The sequence below is a fragment of the Arthrobacter sp. OAP107 genome, assembly GCF_040546765.1.
In the GTDB taxonomy this organism is placed as follows: Bacteria; Actinomycetota; Actinomycetes; order Actinomycetales; family Micrococcaceae; genus Arthrobacter.
This window is the reverse complement of record NZ_JBEPOK010000001.1, coordinates 3,676,510-3,696,933: the sequence shown is the minus strand read 5'-3', so window position 1 is coordinate 3,696,933 and position 20,424 is coordinate 3,676,510. Positions and strand designations below refer to the sequence as shown.

Here is a 20,424-nt window from a genome sequence, read left to right as displayed (position 1 = left end):
AACGGGCGTGCCCCGGGGTGTACTCCCGGGGCACGCAATCAAAGAAAAGTCAGGCCTTCGACCCAGCCAGTTCACGCTCGACGGCGGCGGGGGCCTCTTCCTCGCGGAAGGCCTCCCCGGTGCGCGGTGCGTTGTAGAGGGTTTCGTCGAGGATCCCTTGCCGCTTGGCCACGATCGTGGGCACGAGTGCCTGGCCGGCGACGTTCACGGCCGTGCGGCCCATGTCCAGGATGGGGTCGATGGCCAGCAGGAGTCCGACGCCGGCCAGCGGCAGTCCCAGCGTGGAGAGGGTCAGGGTCAGCATGACGACGGCGCCGGTGGTTCCCGCCGTGGCAGCAGAACCGAGGACGGAGACCAGCGCAATCAGCAGGTACTGGCTGAAGCCGAGCTGGATGCCGAAGAACTGGGCCACGAAAATCGCGGCGACGGCCGGGTAGATCGCAGCGCAGCCGTCCATCTTGGTGGTGGCGCCCAGCGGAACGGCGAAGGAGGCGTAGCCCCGCGGAACACCGAGGTTGCGCTCGGTGACGCGCTGGGTCAGCGGCAGCGTGCCGATGGAGGAACGGGAAACGAAGGCCAGCTGGATGGCCGGCCATGCGCCGGAGAAGTACTGCCTGACGGACAGGCCGTGGCTGCGGACCAGGACCGGGTAGACGCCGAACAGCACCAGTGCCAGGCCGATGTAGATGGCGACGGTGAACTTGCCCAGCGAGCCGATGGTGTCCCAGCCGTAGACGGCCACAGCGTTGCCGATCAGGCCCACGGTGCCAAGCGGTGCGATGCGGATGATCCACCACAGGACCTTCTGGATGACAGCCAACGCAGAGGCGTTGAGGGCGAGGAACGGCTCGGCCTGCTTGCCCACCTTGAGGGCGGCAACCCCGACGGCGATCGCGATCACCAGGATCTGCAGGACGTTGAAGCTGACGGAGGTGGTGACGGCACCGGAGTCCGAAACCGTGGAGCTGGCACCAAGGCCGAGGAAGTTCTTGGGGAACAGGCCGATGAGGAACGCCCACCAGTCGCCCTGCTTGCCGTCGTACTCCGCGTCGCCGGAGATTCCGGTGTTGGCGCCCGGCTGCAGGAGCACGCCCAGGCCGATGCCGATCAGCACGGCGACCAGCGACGTGATGGCAAACCACAGCAGCGTGTTCCATGCGAGCCGCGCGGCGTTGGAGACCTCGCGCAGATTGGAAATGGAGCTCACCACGGCGGTGAAGATCAGCGGCACGACGGCGGTCTGCAGCAGCGACACGTAGCTGGAGCCGACGGTCTGCAGTGTGGCACCCAGCCCGTTGGGATTCGTCTTGGTGCTGCCGGTGTACTTGGCCAGCAGGCCAAGGCCCAGCCCGACGATCAGGGCCGCAACGATCTGGACGCCGAAGGAACCTGCCCACCGGGGCAGCTGGAAGCCGGAAGGCCCGGCCGTGGATGAAGTTTGATTGCTCACCACAACAAACTAGGCCGCATAAAATACAGCTTCCAGTGGATATTGAGAAATATTACGCAGTCATATAAGCCAGTGATAGCCCGGATGCCCGGTAAATCGGCGCAGGACCGGTGTTTTATGAAGTTATTCCCGTGGCGTGTGTGGCAAACATCTCGCCCTGACCGGCGGGTTTTTGTCCAGATATCGCGGCTTGGAGGGCCTTTCACACCGCGATATCTGGACAAAAAATCTCGGATTCCGGGGTGCGGGTCAGTCGAGCATGGCGCGCTTGAGGGTGTCGAGGCCTACGGAACCGATGTTGAGCGCCTTCGTGTGGAAGGCCTTGAGGTCGAACTCCGGCCGGGCTTCGAGTTCCGCGCGGATCTGCTCCCACAGCCGCTGGCCCACCTTGTAGGACGGGGCCTGGCCCGGCCAGCCGAGGTAGCGGGCGAACTCGAACTGCAGGTTGCCCTCGCTGATGTCCAGGTTGGCCTTGAGGAAGTCGAAGCCCTTCGCCGGCGTCCAGGTGCCCGTTCCCCAGCGTGCAGGAACGTCGAGTTTCAGGTGGACGCCGATGTCGAATACCACCCGGGCAGCCCGCATGCGCTGCATGTCCAGCATGCCCATGTGGTCGCCCGGATCCTTGAGGTAGCCCAGTTCCTCCATGAGCTTCTCCGCGTACAGGGCCCAGCCCTCGCCGTGCCCCGAGGTCCAGCAGACGTTGCGCCGCCAGCTGTTGAGCAGTTCGCGCCGGTAGACCGCGGTGGCCACCTGCAGGTGGTGGCCGGGCACGCCCTCGTGGAACACGGTGGTGGTCTCGGCCCAGGTGGTGAACGTGTCCTCGCCGGCGGGCACTGACCACCACATGCGACCGGGCCGGCTGAAGTCGTCCGACGGGCCGGTGTAGTAGATGCCGCCCTCGTCGGTGGGCGCGATCCGGCATTCCAGCGTCTTCATGACGTCGGGAATCTCGAAGTGTACGCCTGCAAGGTCGGAGACGGCGCGGTCGGAGAGCTCCTGCATCCACGCCGTCAGGGCATCCGTTCCCTTGAGCCGGCGGGCGGGATCGCTGTTGAGGATCTCCTTGGCCTCCGCGATGGAGGCGCCCGGCTTGATCTGCCCGGCCACGTATTCCTGCGTGGCAATGATGCGCTCGAGTTCCTCAACGCCCCACGCGTAGGTTTCCTCGAGGTCGACGGCGGCGCCAAGGAACACCCTCGAGGCCAGGGCGTAGCGTTCCCGGCCCACGGCGTCCTTCTCCGGTGCGACGGGCAGCAGTTCCTCCCGCAGGAACGCGGCCAGTCCGGTGTAGGCCGCCCGGGCGGCGGCAGCACCGGCGTCGAGCTTCTCCTGCAGTTCCGCCGGCAGCGGGCCGTCCGCTGTCCTGGCGTCGGCGGCGAGCTTGGCGAAGAAGCCGTCCTCCGCGGCGTATTTGGTGGTCTGCTCGATCACAATCGACACCTGGCGCCGGGCCGAGATCTTGCCGTTGTCCTTGGCAGTCCGCAGGGACTCGATGTAGCCACTGATGGCCGCTGGCACGCTGTGCGTGCGGCCGGCGATGTTGGCCCAGTGCTCCTCGGTGTCCGTGGGCATGAGGTCGAAGATCGACCGGATGTTCTGCGCCGGGCAGTCGATGTTGTTCAGCTCGGCGAGATTCCAGCCGGAATCGTGGATCTCCAGCTGGAGGCCAAGGCGTTCGCGCAGGGCATCGAGGGTAACGGCGTCGACGTCGTCAACGGGTTCCAGACCCTCCAGCGCATCCAGGGTCTTCCGTTCCGCCGCAGCGAACCTGCCGAGCCCGGCAGGGGAAAAGTCCTGGAACTCCGTGTCGTGCCCCGGGATGCCGAGCGTGGTGGCCAGGCTTGGATCCAGGGCGAGGAGCGTGTCGGTGTGGGCGTCGGCGACGGCATCGATGGCGGTCCGGGGGCGCGCTTGGGCGGCAGATTCAGTAGTCACCCCACGAGACTAACCGCGGGTTTCCGGTTATGAAAGACTTACTGAATTTTCAGCCCCGGCTCCGCTTCCAGGCGCCCGGGCCCGGCGTCGGCTCCAGCCGCAGCTGCTGCCGGCGCATCCACTGCCGGATGCTTGGCTTCTCCGGGCGGGCCGCCGAGGCGGAACCCAGGGAAAGTACGACGGCGGTAAGCGCCGCCAGCTCCTCGGGCGTCGGTTCGCCCTTGGTGACGGAAAACAGGGTCTCCGCTGGCCCGGCCGCCGGATTCTGGGCGGTCACAGCGGGATGTTCCCGTGCTTCTTGGTGGGCAGGCTCGCACGCTTGTCGCGCAGCGCCCGCAACCCCTTGATGATCTGCAGCCGCGTGTCCGAGGGGGCGATGACGGCGTCAACGTAGCCCAGCTGTGCCGCCTGGTACGGGTTGAGCAGCTCTTCCTCGTACTGCCGGATCACGTCGGCGCGCTTGGCCTCGACGTCGCCCCCGGCCTCGGCGACGGCCGCGAGGTCGCGCCGGTAAAGGATGTTAACGGCGCCCTGCGCGCCCATCACACCGATCTGGGCAGTTGGCCAGGCGAGGTTCAGGTCGGCTCCGAGCTTCTTGGAACCCATCACGATGTAGGCACCGCCGTAGGCCTTCCGGGTAATCACGGTCAGCTTGGGCACGGTGGCTTCGGCATAGGCATACAGGAGCTTGGCGCCGCGGCGGATGATGCCCTGGAACTCCTGGTCCTTGCCCGGCAGGAATCCCGGAACGTCCACGAGGGTGATGATCGGAATGTTGAATGCGTCGCAGTGGCGGACGAAGCGGGCCGCCTTTTCGGAGGCCGAGATGTCCAGCGTGCCGGCGAACTGGAGCGGCTGGTTGGCGACGATCCCCACGGTGTGGCCTTCGACGCGGCCGTAGCCGATGATCACGTTCGGGGCATACAGCGACTGCATCTCCAGGAAGTGGGCGTCATCGACGATCTGTTCGATGACCTTGCGCATGTCGTAGGGCTGGTTGGCGGAGTCCGGGATCAGGGTGTCAAGGGTGAGGTCGTCCTCGTCGAGCTCCAGTTCCTGCTGGTGCTCCTGTACCGGCGCCTCGGAGAGGTTGTTGGAGGGCAGGAAGTCCAGCAGTTCCCGGACGAATTCGATGGCGTCGGCTTCGTCGGAGGCCAGGTAGGTGGAGGTGCCGGTGGTGGCGTTGTGCTGCCGGGCGCCGCCGAGGGTCTCCATGTCCACATCCTCGCCGGTGACGGTCTTGATGACGTCCGGGCCGGTGATGAACATGTGGGAGGTCTTGTCCACCATGACCACGTAGTCGGTCAGTGCGGGGGAGTAGGCAGCGCCGCCGGCGCACGGGCCCATGATGAGGGAGATCTGGGGTACAACACCGGAGGCGTGGACGTTGTTGCGGAAGATGTCCGCGAACATCGCCAGTGAGGCGACACCCTCCTGGATCCTGGCTCCGCCGCCGTCGTTGATGCCCACCACCGGGCAGCCGTTGCGGAGCGCGAATTCCTGGACCTTCACGATCTTTTCGCCGTTGACCTGGCTCAGGGAGCCGCCGTAGACGCTGAAGTCCTGGCTGTAGAGTGCCACGAGCCGGCCGTCCACGGTGCCATAACCCGACACGACGCCGTCACCCAGCGGCTTCTTCTTCTCCATGCCGAAGGCGGTGGAGCGGTGGACCGCCAGGGCGTCGAACTCCACGAAGGAGCCTTCGTCCACGAGCAGGTCGATGCGCTCGCGGGCGGTGTTCTTGCCGCGCGCATGCTGCTTCTCGATGGCTTCAGGGCCGGAAGGCTGCTCAGCACGGGCCTGGCGGTCGCGGAAATCGGCAATCTTTCCCGCCGTCGTGGTCAGATCGTGGCTCATGAAGTGTCTCCGGCTCTGTAGCTGTTGTGCTGTAGCTGTTTCTGCTGTGGCAGCGTGACGGGGGCGCTGGTTGCCGGCTTAAGTAGCATCCGTACAAATCCAAAGCCCTGATGGCTAGTCTAGTGACGCATATTTCCGGGACCGCTGTAGGGTTCCTACAATTTTCGTCCGTGGCGCCGACGGAACTGCCGATGTTACTGGCGGGTAACAAATTGCCGCTAGAGTGTCCTTATGACTTCGAGCAACGACGCTTACCCCGTTCCTGCCACGCCCTACCGGGCCACCGGCAGCCTGCAGGGCAGGACCATCCTGATGTCCGGCGGCAGCCGGGGCATCGGCCTGGCCATCGCCCGGCGGGCAGCGCGCGACGGCGCCAACGTGGTGCTGCTCGCGAAGACCGGAGAGCCGCACGCCAAGCTTGAAGGTACCGTCTACAGCGCTGCCGAAGAACTGGAGGCCGCCGGCGGCAGGGCCCTGCCGCTGGTGGGAGACGTCCGGAACGACGACGACGTCGCGCGTGCTGTGGACGCCGCCGTCGGCCGCTTTGGCGCAATCGACGTGGTCATCAACAACGCCTCCGCAATCGACCTCTCGCCGACGGACGCCGTGGACATGAAGCGCTACGACCTCATGCAGGACATCAACGTCCGCGGCACCTTCCTGTTGTCCAAGCTGGCCCTTCCAGCTCTGCGCAAATCATCCGGCGGCCACATCCTTACGCTCTCGCCGCCGCTCAACCTCGACCCGAAGTGGGCGGGCCGGCACCTGGCGTACACCATTGCCAAGTACGGCATGAGCCTGACCACGCTGGGCCTGGCCGAGGAGCTCAGGGGCGACGGCATTTGCGTCAACTCGCTGTGGCCGCGGACGCTGATCGACACGGCCGCCATCCGGAACATGGCCGGCGGCGAATCGATGGTGCGGGCTGCCCGCGGCCCCGAGATCATGGCCGACGCGGCCCATGCCGTGCTCACCGGGGCTGGGACCAAGGCGGGCCGCCTCGCCACGGGCAACTTCTACACCGACGAGCAGGTCCTGGCGGCCGCCGGCGTCACCGATTTCCGTCCCTACAGCCTGGGGGCCGCGGAAGCTGACCTGGTCCCTGACATCTTCCTGTGAGCCTGCTCCGACCACGGGCTATCCCGGCCGGGCGGCCCGGCGAGTCGCTAGGATTCAACTATGGATGCCGCACGCCCTGACGATAGCCGTGGACCGCAGGAGAACCTGACCGAAGCGAAGGGCGCGCCCGAGCGGCCGGCCCTGGACCGGGAAGCCCTGTCCGACGCCAACTTCCTCGCCGCCACCGGCATCGCGCAGCTGACGGTGGTGGACACGACCGGGTCCACCAATGCCGACCTGCTGCAGGCCGTGACCGCGGATCCCAAGGCGTGGCCCGACCTGGCAGTCCTGACGGCGGAGCACCAGACGGCCGCCCGGGGCCGCCTCGACCGGGCCTGGGAAGCGCCGGCCCGCAGCTCGGTCCTGGTCTCCCTGGTGCTGCGGCCCGTCAATGCTGACGGCCGGCCCCTGTCCACGCAGACCTACTCCTGGCTGTCCCTCCTGGCCGCCGTCGCGCTGCGCGACGCGCTGGATGAGACGGCCCGAATTCCCGCTGACCTGAAGTGGCCGAACGACGTCCTGGTGCGGGGCGGGAAAATCGCCGGCATCCTCGCCCAGCTCGGCCCCATGGGTGACGGCTCGGTGCCGCCCGTCATCCTGGGTACCGGGCTGAACGTCACGCTCACCGAGGACGAACTGCCGGTGCCGACTGCCACGTCCGTCCAGCTGCAGGGTGCCGAAACGGTGGACCGTACCGCGCTGCTGAAGAGCTACCTCTCCCGTTTTTGCACGCTTTACCGCAGCTTCTGCAATGCCGACGGCGATGCTACCGCCGGCCTGGCCGGCGGGCCTTCACTGCACAAGCGCGTCGAAACCGCGATGGTCACCCTGGGCCAGCAGGTCCGTGCCCAGCTTCCCGGCGACCACGAGATCATCGGTCACGCGTCCCGGCTTGATGACTCGGGCTCCCTGCTGGTGGTGGATGCCTCCGCCCACGAGCACGTGGTGACTGCGGGGGACGTCGTCCACCTGCGGCCGTGGTCGCCGCAGGACCCTGGCAAGCACAGCACTGGGACGCACAGCTCTGCAAAAGACAGCTCTGACAAACAGGGGTCCGGCGAAAGCGGTTATGCGTAAGGAACTCCTCCCGGGCGAGCAGGTCATTGTGATGACCCGCCCGCAGCCGAGGGTGCTGTTCATCCCGGCGGTGGTTTTCATTGTGGTGCCCGCTCTTGCTGCGTTTGCCAGCGCATGGATCATCCGCGGCGGCCTGTCCGCGCTGGCCCCCGCCATCACCGGGGAAGCGACGTTTTGGGCGGTGGCCGGCTGCGTGCTTGCCGGTCTGTGGATCCTGGTGGGGTACTGCCTGCCGCGGCTGCTGCGGTGGCAGTCCACCCGGTACTTCCTGACCAGCCAGCGGGTCCTGGCGCGCCACGGCATGCTGCGCCGCCGGGACCGGCAGGTTTTCCTGGTCTCAGTGCGTAATGTCACAATCAGCCAGACGATGCTCCAGCGGATGTTGCGTTCGGGGAATATATCCTTGGATGCCGGGCACCATTTCGGCACCGTGCTGAAGGATGTCCCGGAAGTTGCCACCTTCCACAGGTTCCTGCTGGACGCCCTTGACGAGCTTCCGGACGAGGAACCATTTGGATTGGGTCAGGCGCCGGATGGGTCCGACGCCCGGTTTCCGCGGGATGTGAGAGAAGGTGGAAGAGATGAACGATGAGGATCAGCGCGGCGGCCAGGAGACAGGCACGCAGGAGGCCGGCACGCTTGGGACCGGCGCAGGCCAGCCCGGCGCGCAGGACAACGGCCACCGGGAGGTGACGGACGCCGTCGTCGAAAATCCGGCCACCGGCACAATGTCCGCGGAACGAATCGCAGCCAAAGCCCTCGAAGCGCGGCTTCTGGGTGGCGAACGCAAGCTGCGCCGCCGCGAGGTGGCCGCCGGCGTGGGCCTGTCGCTGCTCTCGGCGCGCAAACTGTGGCGGGCACTGGGCTTCCCCAACTGGGGTGACGATGACGTCGCCTTCACGGAACGGGACCAGGCTGCCCTGTCCACGGCTGTGGGCATGGTCCGGGCCGGAAAGCTTACCGAGGAGGCCGCCATCTCGGTGACGCGCGCCATCGGCCAGATGACCGACCGCATGGTGGTGTGGCAGATCGAGGCCCTGGTTGAGGACATGGTCCACGAACAGGGGCTCACGGACGCCCAGGCCCGCAAACGCCTGGTCCATGAGCTGCCCGCGCTGGTGGACCCGCTCGAGGAGATGCTCGTCTACTCCTGGCGGCGCCAGCTCAACGCCGGTGTGCAGCGGCTCGCCGTCCGGGCCGAAGCCGGCCTGCAGGCAAGTGAGGAAGGCCGCGAGGGCGACGAGGACGACGCGCCGCTTCCCCTGGCGCGCGCCGTGGGCTTCGCCGACCTGGTGTCCTACACGAGCCTGTCCCGCCGGATGAATGAGAAAACCCTGGCCAAGCTGGTGCAGCGGTTCGAGAACAAATGCGCCGAGATCATCTCGGTGGGCGGTGGCCGGCTGGTGAAAACCGTGGGCGACGAAGTCCTCTACATCGCCGAGACACCTGCAGCCGGCGCCGAAATATCCCTCGCCCTGGCAGAGGCCTTCACCCGGGATGAGATCCTGCCCGAGGCACGCGTTGCCATGGTCTGGGGACGCATCCTCTCCCGCCTGGGCGACATCTACGGCCCCACCGTCAACCTTGCCGCGCGCCTCACTACGCTGGCTGATCCGGGGACCGTGCTGGTGGACTCGATGACGGCGTCGGCGCTGGACCAGGACGAGCGCTTCGTGCTCATTCCCCAGGACGTGGAGAACGTCCGGGGATTCGGCGAGATCCAGCCGGTCACCCTCGCGAGGGGACGGGGCAGGGGCCTGGTGGTGGACTAAAGCGGTTGGATTTGCGCTCCCGGCCCAGGTCCGGCCAATCAGGCCGGCGTGGGCAGTCCTCCCCATCGCCCGGACCGGGCTCCGCGGGTAGGCTGGCGGGGTAACGGACGGCCGCAGGGCTGTTCTTGGACAAGCCGCCAGCGCCCATGTAATAGTCGAGACTCGAAAATTGTTCCGGCGTCTCTATGGGGGAGTGGCGGAATGTCACCGGCCCGTGATGAACATCAGGGGCTAGTAAGCCGCGCTCAGGCGGCTGTGATTTCAGGGGAATAATAACGCTGTGTCAACTTTGTTCGGCAAGCTGGGGCTGAGGAAACGCCGCAACAAGATCGTCACCGGTACCGTCTTTTCCGCTGCCGCCGCAGCGCTGGTGGCCGGTGCCGTGATCTACCCGGGGTTCAAGACAACGGAGGTTGACCTTAACGACGGCGGCGTCTGGGTGGTCAGCAAGGCCCGTAACGCCGTCGGCCGGCTCAACTATCCGTCGCGGGTGCTCGACGGTGCCGTGACACCGGCCAGCACCACGTTTGATGTCCTGCAGAATGCCGGCAAGGTGTTCGTCGACGACGAATCCGGCTCCACGCTGAACCAGGTGTCCGCCGCCAACATGCGCTTGGGCGGCGACAAGAAGCTTCCCGGCACAGCGCAGGTGAGCTTCGGCGCCGACGTCATCTCGGTCACCGACCCGTCCGACGGCAAGATGTGGGCGATGTCGCCGTCAACCGTGAACGCGTTCGACGAGGAGTCCAGCGAGCCGGCCGTGAAGGGTTCCCAGGGCCTGGTGTCTGCCGTCGGCCCCGATGACCGCATCTATTCCGCGGACCCGAAGTCGGGACAGGTGACTGTGACCACGGTGGACGCCGCGGGGGCACCGACCCACGCCGAGTCCAGCACGTGGGACGGGCTGAAAGGCGCCGGGGACCTCCAGCTCTCCGTCGTGGGGGACCAGCCTGTGGTCCTGGACTCAGCCGCCGGAAAACTGTTCCTGCCCGGCGGCCGCGAGGTGCCGCTGGCCGACGGTCGGGAGGCGAAGCTCCAACAGTCGGGCCCGGCGTCGGACTACGTGGCTGTGGCCACCAGCAAGGCACTCCTCAAGCAGCCGCTGAACGGCTCCTCCGCCAAGACGGTGGCCTTCGGCGGCCAGGGGGTCCCGGCGGCGCCGGTGCAGCTGGGCGGCTGCGTGCACGCGGCATGGTCCGGGGCCAACAAGTACGTCCGGGACTGCACGAACAACGCAGACAACAAGAACGTGGCCGTGCCCAAGGCCAGTGCGTCGCCCAATTACGTATTCCGCGTTAACCGGGACCTTGTGGTCCTCAACGACGTGAACTCGGGAAACGTGTGGCTGGTGAACCAGAACATGCAGCTGGTCAACAACTGGGACGACGTTGTCCCGCCCAAGAACCAGGCTGACGACCCCAATGAGGAATCCGCCGACGACAACACCATCAACGTCCTGCCGGACCGCACCAAACCGAACCGTCCCCCCGAAACGAAACCCGACGCCGTCGGCGTCCGGCCGGGGCGCACCACGGTCCTGAGCGTCCTCGACAACGACTCCGACCCCGACGGCGATGTGCTGACCGCATCGCTCGGTGCGGAAGGCCCGCAGGCCGGCAGCATCGAGAGCATTTACGGCGGGTCCGCCTTCCAGATCACGGTGCCGGCCGACGCCGCGCCGGGGACGGAGACCTTCGACTACACCGCGGCGGACGGCCGCGGCCTGTCCGCCGGCGGCAAGGTGAGCCTGAACGTCGTCGGACCGGACGAGAACCGGCCCCCGGCCTTCAAGCGCGGCGACCCTACCACGCTCCTCGTGGAGCAGGGCAAGACCGTCAGCCAGAACATCCTCACCGACTGGGCCGATCCCGACGGCGACGACCTCGTCCTGATGTCGGCCACCGCGGACAACGAACAGGACCAGGTCAAGGTCCGCCGCGACGGCCTGCTCACCTACCAGGACTCCGGGGCCTCGGCCGGCAAGAAGAGCGTCACCGTGACCGTCTGGGACGGCCGCGCCACCACCACGGGCAAGGTGGTGGTCAACGTCCAGCCGCCGGGAGCACTCGCTCCCGTGGTTAACGCCGACCACGTCACGGCCGTGGTGGGCCAGGACCTGGTCATCGCACCCTTGAAGAACGACGTCGATCCCAACGGCGGCGCCTTGCGCCTCGCCCAGGTGGAAGCCAGCGGAGCCGCAGAACTGGGCCCGGTCACCGACGGCGGCACCTTCACCTTCCGCAGCCGCACCCCGGGGCCCGTCTACCTGACGTACCTCGCCAGCAACGGGCCGCAAAGCAGCCAGGGCCTCATCCGGGTGGATGTGGAATCCGGCAAGGACACCGGAAATCCCGTCGCCGTCCACGACGTGGCGCTCCTGCCGGTGGGCGGCAGCGTGCTGCTGGATCCGCTGGCCAACGACTCCGACCCGTCCGGCGGCGTCCTGGTCCTGCAGTCCGTCGCGGTGCCGGAGAACGCCACGGCATCGGTCAGCGTGATCGACCACAGCGTCCTGCGGATCACCGACATCGCCGGCACCAAGGACCCCTTCCTGTTCCGCTACACCATGTCCAACGGCACGTCGTCCGCCACGGGAAGCGTCTCGGTGGTGCCCGTTCCCGCCCCCGCCCTCGTGGAGGCGCCACAGCCCAAGCCCGACGAGGTCAACGTCCGCGTCAACGACGTCGTGACCATCCCGGTCCTGGACAACGACACCCACCCGCAGGGCGAGAAGCTGACTGTTGACCCGGTCCTGCCTCAGACCGTTCCGGCGGAGGACGGCAAGAGCTTCGTCTCCGAAAACACGCTTCGGTTCATCGCCGGCAGCCAGCCCAAGACCGTGCGCGCCATCTACAACGCCGTGGACCCGCAGGGCCAGAAGAGCGCCGCCGCCGTCACCATCCACATCCTGCCGCTGGAGGGGGCCGAGAACTCCCGGCCGCAGCCCAAGAACCTGACAGCCCGGGTGGTGGCCGCCGGCACGGTGCGCATCCCCGTGCCGCTGGACGGCATCGACCCCGACGGCGACTCCGTCCAGCTGACCGGCATCGACAGCACGCCCGGCATGGGCACCGCGACGGCGGGCAGCAACTTCATCGACTTCGTCGCGGCCGGAAACGGCGCAGGAACCGACACCTTCCGCTACAAGGTGGTGGACCGCCAGGGCGCCGTGAACACCGGCACCGTCACAGTGGGCATCGCACCCCGCGGCGACACCAACCAGAAACCCACCCCCGTGGACGACCAGGTCAAGGTCCGGCCCGGACGGCAGATCGCCGTCGACGCAGCAGGCAACGACACCGACCCGGACGGCGACCTGATCCGGATCCTCACCGACGGCATCGAAGCCGATGCCGCACTGAAGGCCACGGTCAGCAAGCAAAGCGGCCGCATCCTGCTCCAGGCACCGGCCACCGAGGGCACCGTCAACGTCCGCTACACGGTGGCCGACGACCGCGGAGCCTCCGCGCAGGCGGCCATCCGGATGATGGTGGACAGCAACGTTCCGCTGCAGGCACCGATCGCCCGGGATGACCGGGTGACCTCCGCGCAGACACTCGGCAAGACCGCCGTCGACGTCCCCGTCCTCAAGAACGACGAGGACCCTGACGGCGTCGGCGAGAACCTGAAAGTCAGCAGCACCGCGGAGACCGCGCGCCCGGGGCCGGACGGCAACATGATCATCGAGCTGACCGAGCAGCCGCAGCTGGTGCCCTACACCGTTGAGGACGTGGACGGCCAGAAGTCGACGGCGATCATCTGGGTACCGGGCCTCGGCCAGCAGGTTCCCACCCTTGCCAAGGACGAGGTCCTCGAAGTGGTCGCGGGCCAGTCCGTGACTGCCGACCTTGCCGAGTGGGTCAAGGTGCGGGACGGCCGCACGCCCCGGCTGACCCAGACCGACCGGATCAAACTCATCGGTGCGGACGGCAGCAACCCGGTGGCCGGCAGCGGCACCGCCGTCCGGTACACGGCGGACAGGGACTATGTGGGGCCCGGGTCCATCACCTTCGAAGTGACGGACGGTACCGGCCCTGACGACGCCGCCGGACTCAAGTCCACTTTGAGCATCCGCACAAAGGTGCTTCCCGACCCCAACCGGAACAACCCGCCCGTGCTGCTCGGCGCCTCGGTGGATGTTCCGCTGGGCGACTCCGCCTCGGCAGACCTCGCGAAGCTGACGACGGACCCGGACGGGGACGACGCCGCGAACATGAAGTACGAGATCGCCGGCGCGGTACCCCAGGGCTTCAACGTGGCCATCGACGGCGCCTCACTCAAGGTCTCCGCCAAGGATGGCGCGCGGACAGGCGACGGAGGCGCCGTGCAGGTGAAGGCCAAAGACCCGCGCGGCCTTGAATCGACTGCCACGTTCCGGCTCGCGGTGACGGCAACCAACCGGGCCAAGCCTGTCGCCAACGACGACGTGGAAGAAAACGCCGCGGCCGGCAAGCCGGTGACGGTCAAGGTGCTGGCGAACGATGCCAACCCGTTCCCGGACACCGCGCTGAAGATCATCGGCGTCGCCACCGAAACAGGCCAGGGCACTGCCGCCATCAGCGGCGACTCGGTGACGGTCACGCCGTCGGCCGGGTTCTCCGGCACCCTGATCGTGTCCTACACGGTGGGGGACAAGACCGAGGACTCGTCCCGGTACGCCACCGCCCGCATCCGGCTCACGGTGAAGGACAAGCCGCTGGCGCCCACCACGCCGCAGGCACAAAGCGTCGGTGACCGGACTGCGCTGCTGAACTGGACGGCTCCCGCTGACCGGGGGTCGCCGATCACGACGTACACGGTGTACGGCGAAGGCGGCTACAAGCAGGACTGCCCGGCCAACTCGTGCACCCTGAACAACCTGGTCAACAACACGAAATACCACTTCCAGGTGACCGCGACGAACGAATTCGGCGAGTCCGGCCGTTCACCGGCTTCGGCCGAGGTCCGGCCCGACGTCAAACCCGAGATGCCGCTCGCTCCGTCGCTGAAGTTCGGCGACAAGCAGCTCGCCGTCGCCTGGAAGGCGCCGGCCAGCAAGGGGTCGCCGGTCAAGTCGTACGATCTGGAAATCTCGCCGGCCCCCAGCGGCCAGAACCCGCAAATCCAGAACCTGACATCCACCAGCTACGTCTGGAAGGGGCTCACCAACGGCGTGGCCTACAAGGTGCGCGTCCTCGCCCGGAACGATGCCAAGGACCCGTCGGAATGGAGCACCTACTCCGCGGCCGAGGTGCCGGCTGGCGTCCCGGTAGCGCCTGCAGCACCCAGGGTTGCAGGTGCCCAGCCGGTGGACAACCAAAGCCAGCTGCAGGTGAGCTGGGCGGCGCCGAACAACAATGGAGACGCCGTTTCCTCATACACACTCACCACACTGCGCGCAGGGACAGTGCTCAAGAGCCAGCAAGTAGCGTCGGGGACCTCCCTGAACGTTACTGTGCCCAACTCCGAGACGGACTACACGTTCACCGTCTCGGCCACTAACAAGGCCGGGACGTCCGGAACCAGTGCACAGTCCGCTCCCATCCGGGCTGCCGGCAAGCCTGGTACGGTAAACGGCGGGAGCGTATGGCCGGCGGGAAGCACGGGGCAGCTGAAGGTCGCCTTTACTCCACTGACCCAGGCCCAGCGGAACGGGTCGGAAGCATCAGAGATTCGCTACCGCTGGTCCACGGCGTACGGATCGGGCCCCATCACGGCCCCCGGCGGTACCATCTACGGGCAGCCGAACGGGAAGAAGGTCACGGTAAACATCATTGCCTACTCCACCAAGAACAACATTTCAGGTGATGGCAAGATAATCGGCTCCGGTGTTCCCTACGGTCAGCCCGCTTCTCCGTCGGTTTCCGGTGAAAATTCTGTCAAGGGAGACACTCAGGTTCACTGGACCTGGAACAGGCCGAATGATAATGGACGGGTCATCAACAGGTACGAGGTCAACTTTGATGGCACTGGATTCAGGTCCGTGGGTCTTGACCGGCAATACAGCCGCAATGCCGGAGGCTGGAACCAAAGGCACACACTTCAGGTCCGTGCGTGCAACGGAACCGACGGCGACAAGGACTGCGGTCAGCCGGGTTCTGCAGTCGCCACCTCCGGTGCTGATCCGACTCCACCATTGACTGAGGTCAGGGTCAAGCAGTCCGACAACAACAGCTGCCCGGGCAAGCCCGGTGTCCCCGACCGGTACAACGCCGCGACGCGCAGCTGCGGCGGCAGCGACGCCAACTGGGTGTCCTACTCCGACGGCTGGATTCCCACCACCTGCTGGTCCGAAATTTACAACAACGGAACCCGCTGGTATCTGATGGACGGCGGGCCGCACAAGGGCTGGTACGTCAAGGGCACCACGGTGGACATCCGCGGGCCGGGCGTGGGCCAGTGCTGAAAATTGACTGCGGTGAGGTTGCCGAGCCGCGCCCTGCTGAGGACGAACATGCCTGGAATAACACAGAAGAGGAACAACCATGACAATGACTAGCGAGCAGGCCGACTGGTTTGCAGGGACGTTCGAGAAGCTCGTCGCCAATGTGGGCCAGGCCGTCCTGGGCAAAGCCCACGTCATCCGCCTGACCTTCACCGCGATGCTCGCCGAAGGCCATGTCCTCTTCGAAGACGCCCCCGGCACCGGCAAGACCTCCCTGGCCCGGGCCCTCGCAGCCACGGTCCAGGGCTCCAACAGCCGAATCCAGTTCACCCCTGACCTGCTGCCCTCGGACGTCACCGGCGTGACCATCTACGACCAGAAGACCCAGCGGTTCGAATTCCACAAGGGACCGATCTTCAGCAACATCGTCCTTGCCGACGAGATCAACCGGGCCTCGCCCAAGACGCAGTCCGCGCTGCTGGAAGTCATGGAGGAGTCCCGCGTCACCGTGGACGGCACCACCTACGAAGCCGGCCGCCCGTTCATGGTGCTGGCCACCCAGAACCCGATCGAGCAGGCCGGCACCTACCGGCTGCCCGAGGCGCAGCTGGACCGCTTCCTGATCAAGACCTCCATCGGGTACCCGGACCACGCCTCCACCGTCCAGCTCCTGGGCGGCACCAACCTCAAGGACCGCTCCCGGGACCTGCAGCCGGTCATCACCACGCAGGCCGTGGCCGACATGGCGGACCTGGCCGCCACGACGCACGTCGACACCGCGGTGCTGGAGTACATCTCCCGGCTTTGCGAGGAGACCCGCAACGCTCCCGAGACCCGCCTGGGTGTGTCGGTGCGCGGCGCCCTCGCCATGGTCCGGGCGGCGAAGGTCTGGGCCGCGAGCCAGGGACGCAACTTCGTCCTGCCGGACGACATCAAGGACCTCGCGGCCGTCGTCTGGACCCACCGTTTTGTCATGGACCCCGAGGCCGAGTTCTCCGGGGCCACGGCCGAAGCCGTCCTGGGGCGTGTCCTGGCCGATGTCGCGGCGCCGCAGCAGCGCGCCGCCGTCTAGGGTGCGGCCGTCCAAAGTGCAGCGGTTTAAGGCGCGGCTGCCTAAGGTGCAACTGCCCAGTGTGCAGCTGCCTACGGTCCGGATGCCGAAGCTACGGGTGTGGTCGGACGCCGGCAGCACCGCGCGCCTGGCGCTTGGTCCGGCCTGGCGGATGGCCGACGGCGTGTGGGGCCGCCGTGTTCGCCCTGTCCTGGCCGTGGTCAGCGTTCTTGGCTGGTCCGTGCTGGCCGCCGCGGTTCTTCTGTGGGCGGCCGGAAACGCCTTCGGCTGGCAGGAGGCCAAAGCGGCAGCCATTGCGGCGCTGGTGCTCTTCGTCATCGCCGTCGGGTTCATCCTGGGCCGGTCCTCCTACGGCGTGGTGCTCGACCTGGCCCGGACCAGGGTGGCTGTGGGGGACAGCGCCGTCGGAAGCATCGCCGTGTCCAACACGTCGGCCCGGCCGCTCCTGCCCGCTGACCTTGAACTGCCCGTCGGGGCGGCGACGGCCGTCTTCCACCTTCCGCGGATGAAGCCGCAGCAGGTGCACGAGGATCTCTTCACCATCCCCACGGCCCGCAGGGCGGTCATCGTTGTGGGTCCGGTGCGCTCCGTCCGGGCCGATCCGCTGCACCTGCTCCGCCGGCAGGTGCTCTGGACCGAACCGGAGGACCTCTACGTCCACCCCCGCACGGTGGCGCTGGCCGGTTCCGCGGCCGGGTTCATCCGCGACCTTGAGGGCATGCCCACCACCGAGCTGTCCAGCGCGGACGTGTCCTTCCACGCGCTGCGCGACTACGTCCCGGGGGACGACCGGCGGCACATCCACTGGAAAACCACCGCCCGGACCAACAAACTCATGGTCCGCCAGTTCGAGGAAACCCGCCGCGCCCACCTGGCCATTTCGCTGTCCACCAATACGGACGAGTACGCGTCCGAAGAGGAATTCGAGCTGGCCATATCGGCAGCCGCGTCGATCGGCCGGCAGGCCATCCGTGAACAGCGCGAACTGGATGTCCTGACCCAGTCCGGCCCCCTGCGCTGCGAGACCGGCCGGAACATGCTGGACGACATGACCCGGATCGTCGGCACCCCGCTGCGGAAGACCGCCGTCGACCTCGCCCGCACGCTTGCCGACACAGTTCCAAACGCCTCGGTGGTCTTCTTCGTGGTGGGCAGCCAAGTGACGCCCACCCAGCTCCGCTCGGCCGCCGCGTCGGTGCCGCCCGGAGTGCGGAGCCTTGCCGTGCTCGTGGACCTTGGCTCCGCCCCCGCCCGCGCCAACATCGGCGACCTGACCGTGCTCACGGTCGGTGACCTCGCCGACCTTCCCTCCGTCCTGCGAAAGGCTGCAGCATGAGTGAGGCCACGGGTCTCCGCCCCCGCCGTCCAGACCGGAAAGACCGTTCGGACAGGGCCCGCCGTTCAGGCCGGCCTGGTGCCGGCTCCGCCTTCGCCGACGGCCGGCCTTTGTGGCATTTCGTGCTCGATGGCGGTGCCCTCACCGCGCTGCTCGGGCTCGGTGTCCTGGGGTTCAGCCTCAGCTTCGGCGGCGACCCCCATTACCTGGTTGCCGGCGTTGGCGGGATCATCCTGGGACTGGCCATCGCTGCCGGAAACGCACACTTCAGGCTGGGGCTCCTGATCACCATGGCTTTGGCCTTCGGCGCCTACCTGCTGCTGGGGACGGCCCTGGCAGTGCCCGACGCCGCCGTCGCCGGGTTCCTCCCCAGCCTCGAATCGCTGCGGACGCTGTTGCTCGGCGTCGTCTTTTCGTGGAAGGACATGCTCACCGTTGGAGTGCCCGTGGGCACCGCCGGCGGCGTGCTGATCGTCCCCTTCCTGAGCGCACTCGTCACGGCAGTTGCCGCCGGCGTGCTGACCTGGCGGATCCGGAGCCCCTACTGGCCGCTGCTGCCGGTCCTGGTTCTGTTCGTCACAGGCATCGCCTTTAGCACCAACGCCGGGTTCCTGACCGTGGAAAGGGGCATCGCGCTGACGGTGGCGGGCATCGCCTGGGCCACCTTCCGGCGTGACGTCCTGCGCCGGCGCGACACCCACAAGGTGTCGGTGAACCGTCCCCAGCACGACGCCGGCACGGCGGGGAAGGCGCGCATGCGCCGCCTGGCGGCCGGCGCCGCCGTCCTGGCGGCGGCGGTGGGAATCACCGCGGCGGTATCACCGCTCCTCGCCGCCGGTGACGAGCGGCGCGTCCTCCGCAACGTCGTCGTACCGCCCTTCGACCCCAAGGCCTACGTCACGCCGCTGGCGAGCTTCCGCAACTTCGTCAAGGACAAAAAGGACGACGCCCTGTTCACCGTCAAGGGGCTGCCCAAGGACGCGCGGGTCCGGCTCGGCGCGCTCGATTCCTTCAACGGCACCAACTACACGATGGACCCCAACGGCTCCGGCAGCTTCAGCAAGGTGGGCGATGCGAAATCGATCAACACGCTGGCCGGCTCCACCGATGCAGTGCCGACGGACGACTACAGCCTGGACATCACCATTGACGACTACCAGGGCTACTTCGTCCCGGGCGGCCGGAGGACCACCGGACTCAGCTTCGGCCCGGGCTCGTCCGCCGCTGCCTCGGGGCTGTACTTCAACTCCGGAACCGACACTGCCGTGACCACCAAGGGCCTGTCCCGGGGTGATACCTACACCGTCCAGGTCTCGGATCCGGTGAAGCTCGAGCACGGGCAACTGACTCAGTACGACTTTGCCAAGGTCAGCCTGCCCGACCCCACCGACGTGCCGCCCGTGGTGGGCGCCCAGGCCAATGACCTGGCCGCGGATGCCCCGACGGCCGTGGACCAGGTCCGGCAGATCGAGGCGTATTTCCAGAAGAAAGGCGCGTTCAGCAACGGGCTCATCGCCGACGGACAGCTCCCCAGCGTCTCCGGGCACGGCGCGGCGCGCATCCGTGACCTGCTGACCGCCAAGCAGATGCTGGGCGACGATGAGCAGTATGCCGTGGCGATGTCCCTGATGCTGCGGCACCTGGGCATCCCGTCGCGCGTGGTCATGGGCTTCTACCCGGACCCGAAGAGCCCGGAGAACGGCGCCGGGGAGATCAGGATCCTCGGCAAGGACGTGCACGCCTGGGTGGAGGTGGCGTTCGACCGGATGGGCTGGGTGGCCTTCGACCCCACGCCGCCCAAGGACAACATTCCCATCCCGCCCGATCCGGAAAACAGGTCCAAGCCCAAGCCCCAGGTCCTGCAGCCGCCGCCACCGCCGCAGGAACCGGCCGACCTGCCGCCGGACTCCTCTCCCGACGCGCTCGACGCCGACGAGAAGAAGAACAACCCCTGGCTGCTCTGGGGTCCCATCCTGACGGCCATCGGCATCGCCATGGTTCCCGTCGGCGTTCTCGCCCTGCCGCTGCTGCTCATCGCCCTGCTCAAGTCCCGGCGCCGGAAGGCGCGGTTCACCGGCGGCGATCCCGCCCGGCGCGTCGGCGGCGGCTGGAACGAGGTCCTCAGCCTGGCAACGGACATGGGTGCCGCCGTGGACCCCGGTGCGACCAGGCGCGAAACGGCGGCGGTAGTCGCCGAAGCATTCCCCGCCACCGGCACCACCACAACCCTGCTGGCGCACCGGGCCGACGCCTCCATCTTCGGGGCGGGCCAGCCCAGTGAGGATGAGGTGCTGGAGTACTGGGACGTCGTGGACGGCTCGCTCAAGGAGATGACCGGAACGCTTGGATTCTGGCGGAGGCAGCAGGCGCGGTTCTCGCCGCGGTCGCTGCTGGCTGAGGCCCGGACTGCCTTGGCCGCACGGGGGTTCCGGCGGTGAGCGG

The 20,424-nt window shown here is 67.4% G+C and carries 12 protein-coding genes; 8 read left to right on the top strand and 4 right to left on the bottom strand.

The window, feature by feature from the left end:
• Window positions 1-49: 49 nt before the first annotated feature.
• The 4 genes from ABIE00_RS16970 to ABIE00_RS16955 form a co-directional block, all read right to left on the bottom strand.
• A complete protein-coding gene (locus ABIE00_RS16970) occupies window positions 50-1,450 on the bottom strand; it encodes a dicarboxylate/amino acid:cation symporter (protein WP_354261888.1) in 1,401 nt (466 codons plus the stop codon).
• Between the two features lie 249 nt (window positions 1,451-1,699).
• Window positions 1,700-3,385 (bottom strand): DUF885 domain-containing protein, encoded by a 1,686-nt coding sequence (locus tag ABIE00_RS16965; protein WP_354261886.1) that lies wholly within the window; start codon window positions 3,383-3,385, stop codon window positions 1,700-1,702.
• A 49-nt stretch (window positions 3,386-3,434) separates the two neighbouring features.
• Window positions 3,435-3,662 (bottom strand): acyl-CoA carboxylase subunit epsilon, encoded by a 228-nt coding sequence (locus tag ABIE00_RS16960; protein ID WP_331573978.1) that lies wholly within the window; start codon window positions 3,660-3,662, stop codon window positions 3,435-3,437.
• Window positions 3,659-5,242 carry an acyl-CoA carboxylase subunit beta gene (locus ABIE00_RS16955; protein ID WP_331573976.1) on the bottom strand — a complete coding sequence of 528 codons (1,584 nt, stop codon included), beginning with the start codon at window positions 5,240-5,242 and terminating at the stop codon, window positions 3,659-3,661. Before ABIE00_RS16955 ends, ABIE00_RS16960 begins: the two co-directional genes overlap by 4 nt.
• A gap of 231 nt (window positions 5,243-5,473) precedes the next feature.
• On the opposite strand from ABIE00_RS16955, the gene ABIE00_RS16950 reads away from it, so the two are divergent.
• The 8 genes from ABIE00_RS16950 (at window position 5,474) to ABIE00_RS16915 (ending at window position 20,420) form a co-directional block, all read left to right on the top strand.
• Entirely contained in the window at window positions 5,474-6,361 is an 888-nt protein-coding gene (locus ABIE00_RS16950; protein ID WP_354261885.1) for an SDR family oxidoreductase, read from the top strand.
• A 60-nt stretch (window positions 6,362-6,421) separates the two neighbouring features.
• Window positions 6,422-7,438 carry a biotin--[acetyl-CoA-carboxylase] ligase gene (locus tag ABIE00_RS16945; RefSeq protein WP_354261884.1) on the top strand — a complete coding sequence of 339 codons (1,017 nt, stop codon included), beginning with the start codon at window positions 6,422-6,424 and terminating at the stop codon, window positions 7,436-7,438.
• Window positions 7,431-8,030 (top strand): PH domain-containing protein, encoded by a 600-nt coding sequence (locus ABIE00_RS16940; protein WP_354261883.1) that lies wholly within the window; start codon window positions 7,431-7,433, stop codon window positions 8,028-8,030. The genes ABIE00_RS16945 and ABIE00_RS16940 overlap by 8 nt, the downstream gene beginning before the upstream one ends.
• Window positions 8,020-9,210: an adenylate/guanylate cyclase domain-containing protein gene (locus tag ABIE00_RS16935; RefSeq protein ID WP_354261882.1), complete on the top strand. Its 1,191-nt coding sequence runs from the start codon at window positions 8,020-8,022 to the stop codon at window positions 9,208-9,210. The genes ABIE00_RS16940 and ABIE00_RS16935 overlap by 11 nt, the downstream gene beginning before the upstream one ends.
• Window positions 9,211-9,490: 280 nt before the next feature.
• Entirely contained in the window at window positions 9,491-15,595 is a 6,105-nt protein-coding gene (locus tag ABIE00_RS16930; RefSeq protein WP_354261881.1) for an Ig-like domain-containing protein, read from the top strand.
• Between the two features lie 79 nt (window positions 15,596-15,674).
• Window positions 15,675-16,646 carry an AAA family ATPase gene (locus tag ABIE00_RS16925; RefSeq protein WP_354261880.1) on the top strand — a complete coding sequence of 324 codons (972 nt, stop codon included), beginning with the start codon at window positions 15,675-15,677 and terminating at the stop codon, window positions 16,644-16,646.
• Between the two features lie 82 nt (window positions 16,647-16,728).
• Window positions 16,729-17,982, top strand: a complete 1,254-nt coding sequence (locus tag ABIE00_RS16920) for a DUF58 domain-containing protein (RefSeq protein WP_502914292.1) — start codon at window positions 16,729-16,731, stop codon at window positions 17,980-17,982.
• Complete coding sequence (locus tag ABIE00_RS16915) at window positions 17,979-20,420, top strand: transglutaminase TgpA family protein (protein ID WP_354261879.1); 2,442 nt, start codon at window positions 17,979-17,981, stop codon at window positions 20,418-20,420. The genes ABIE00_RS16920 and ABIE00_RS16915 overlap by 4 nt, the downstream gene beginning before the upstream one ends.
• Window positions 20,421-20,424: the final 4 nt, after the last annotated feature.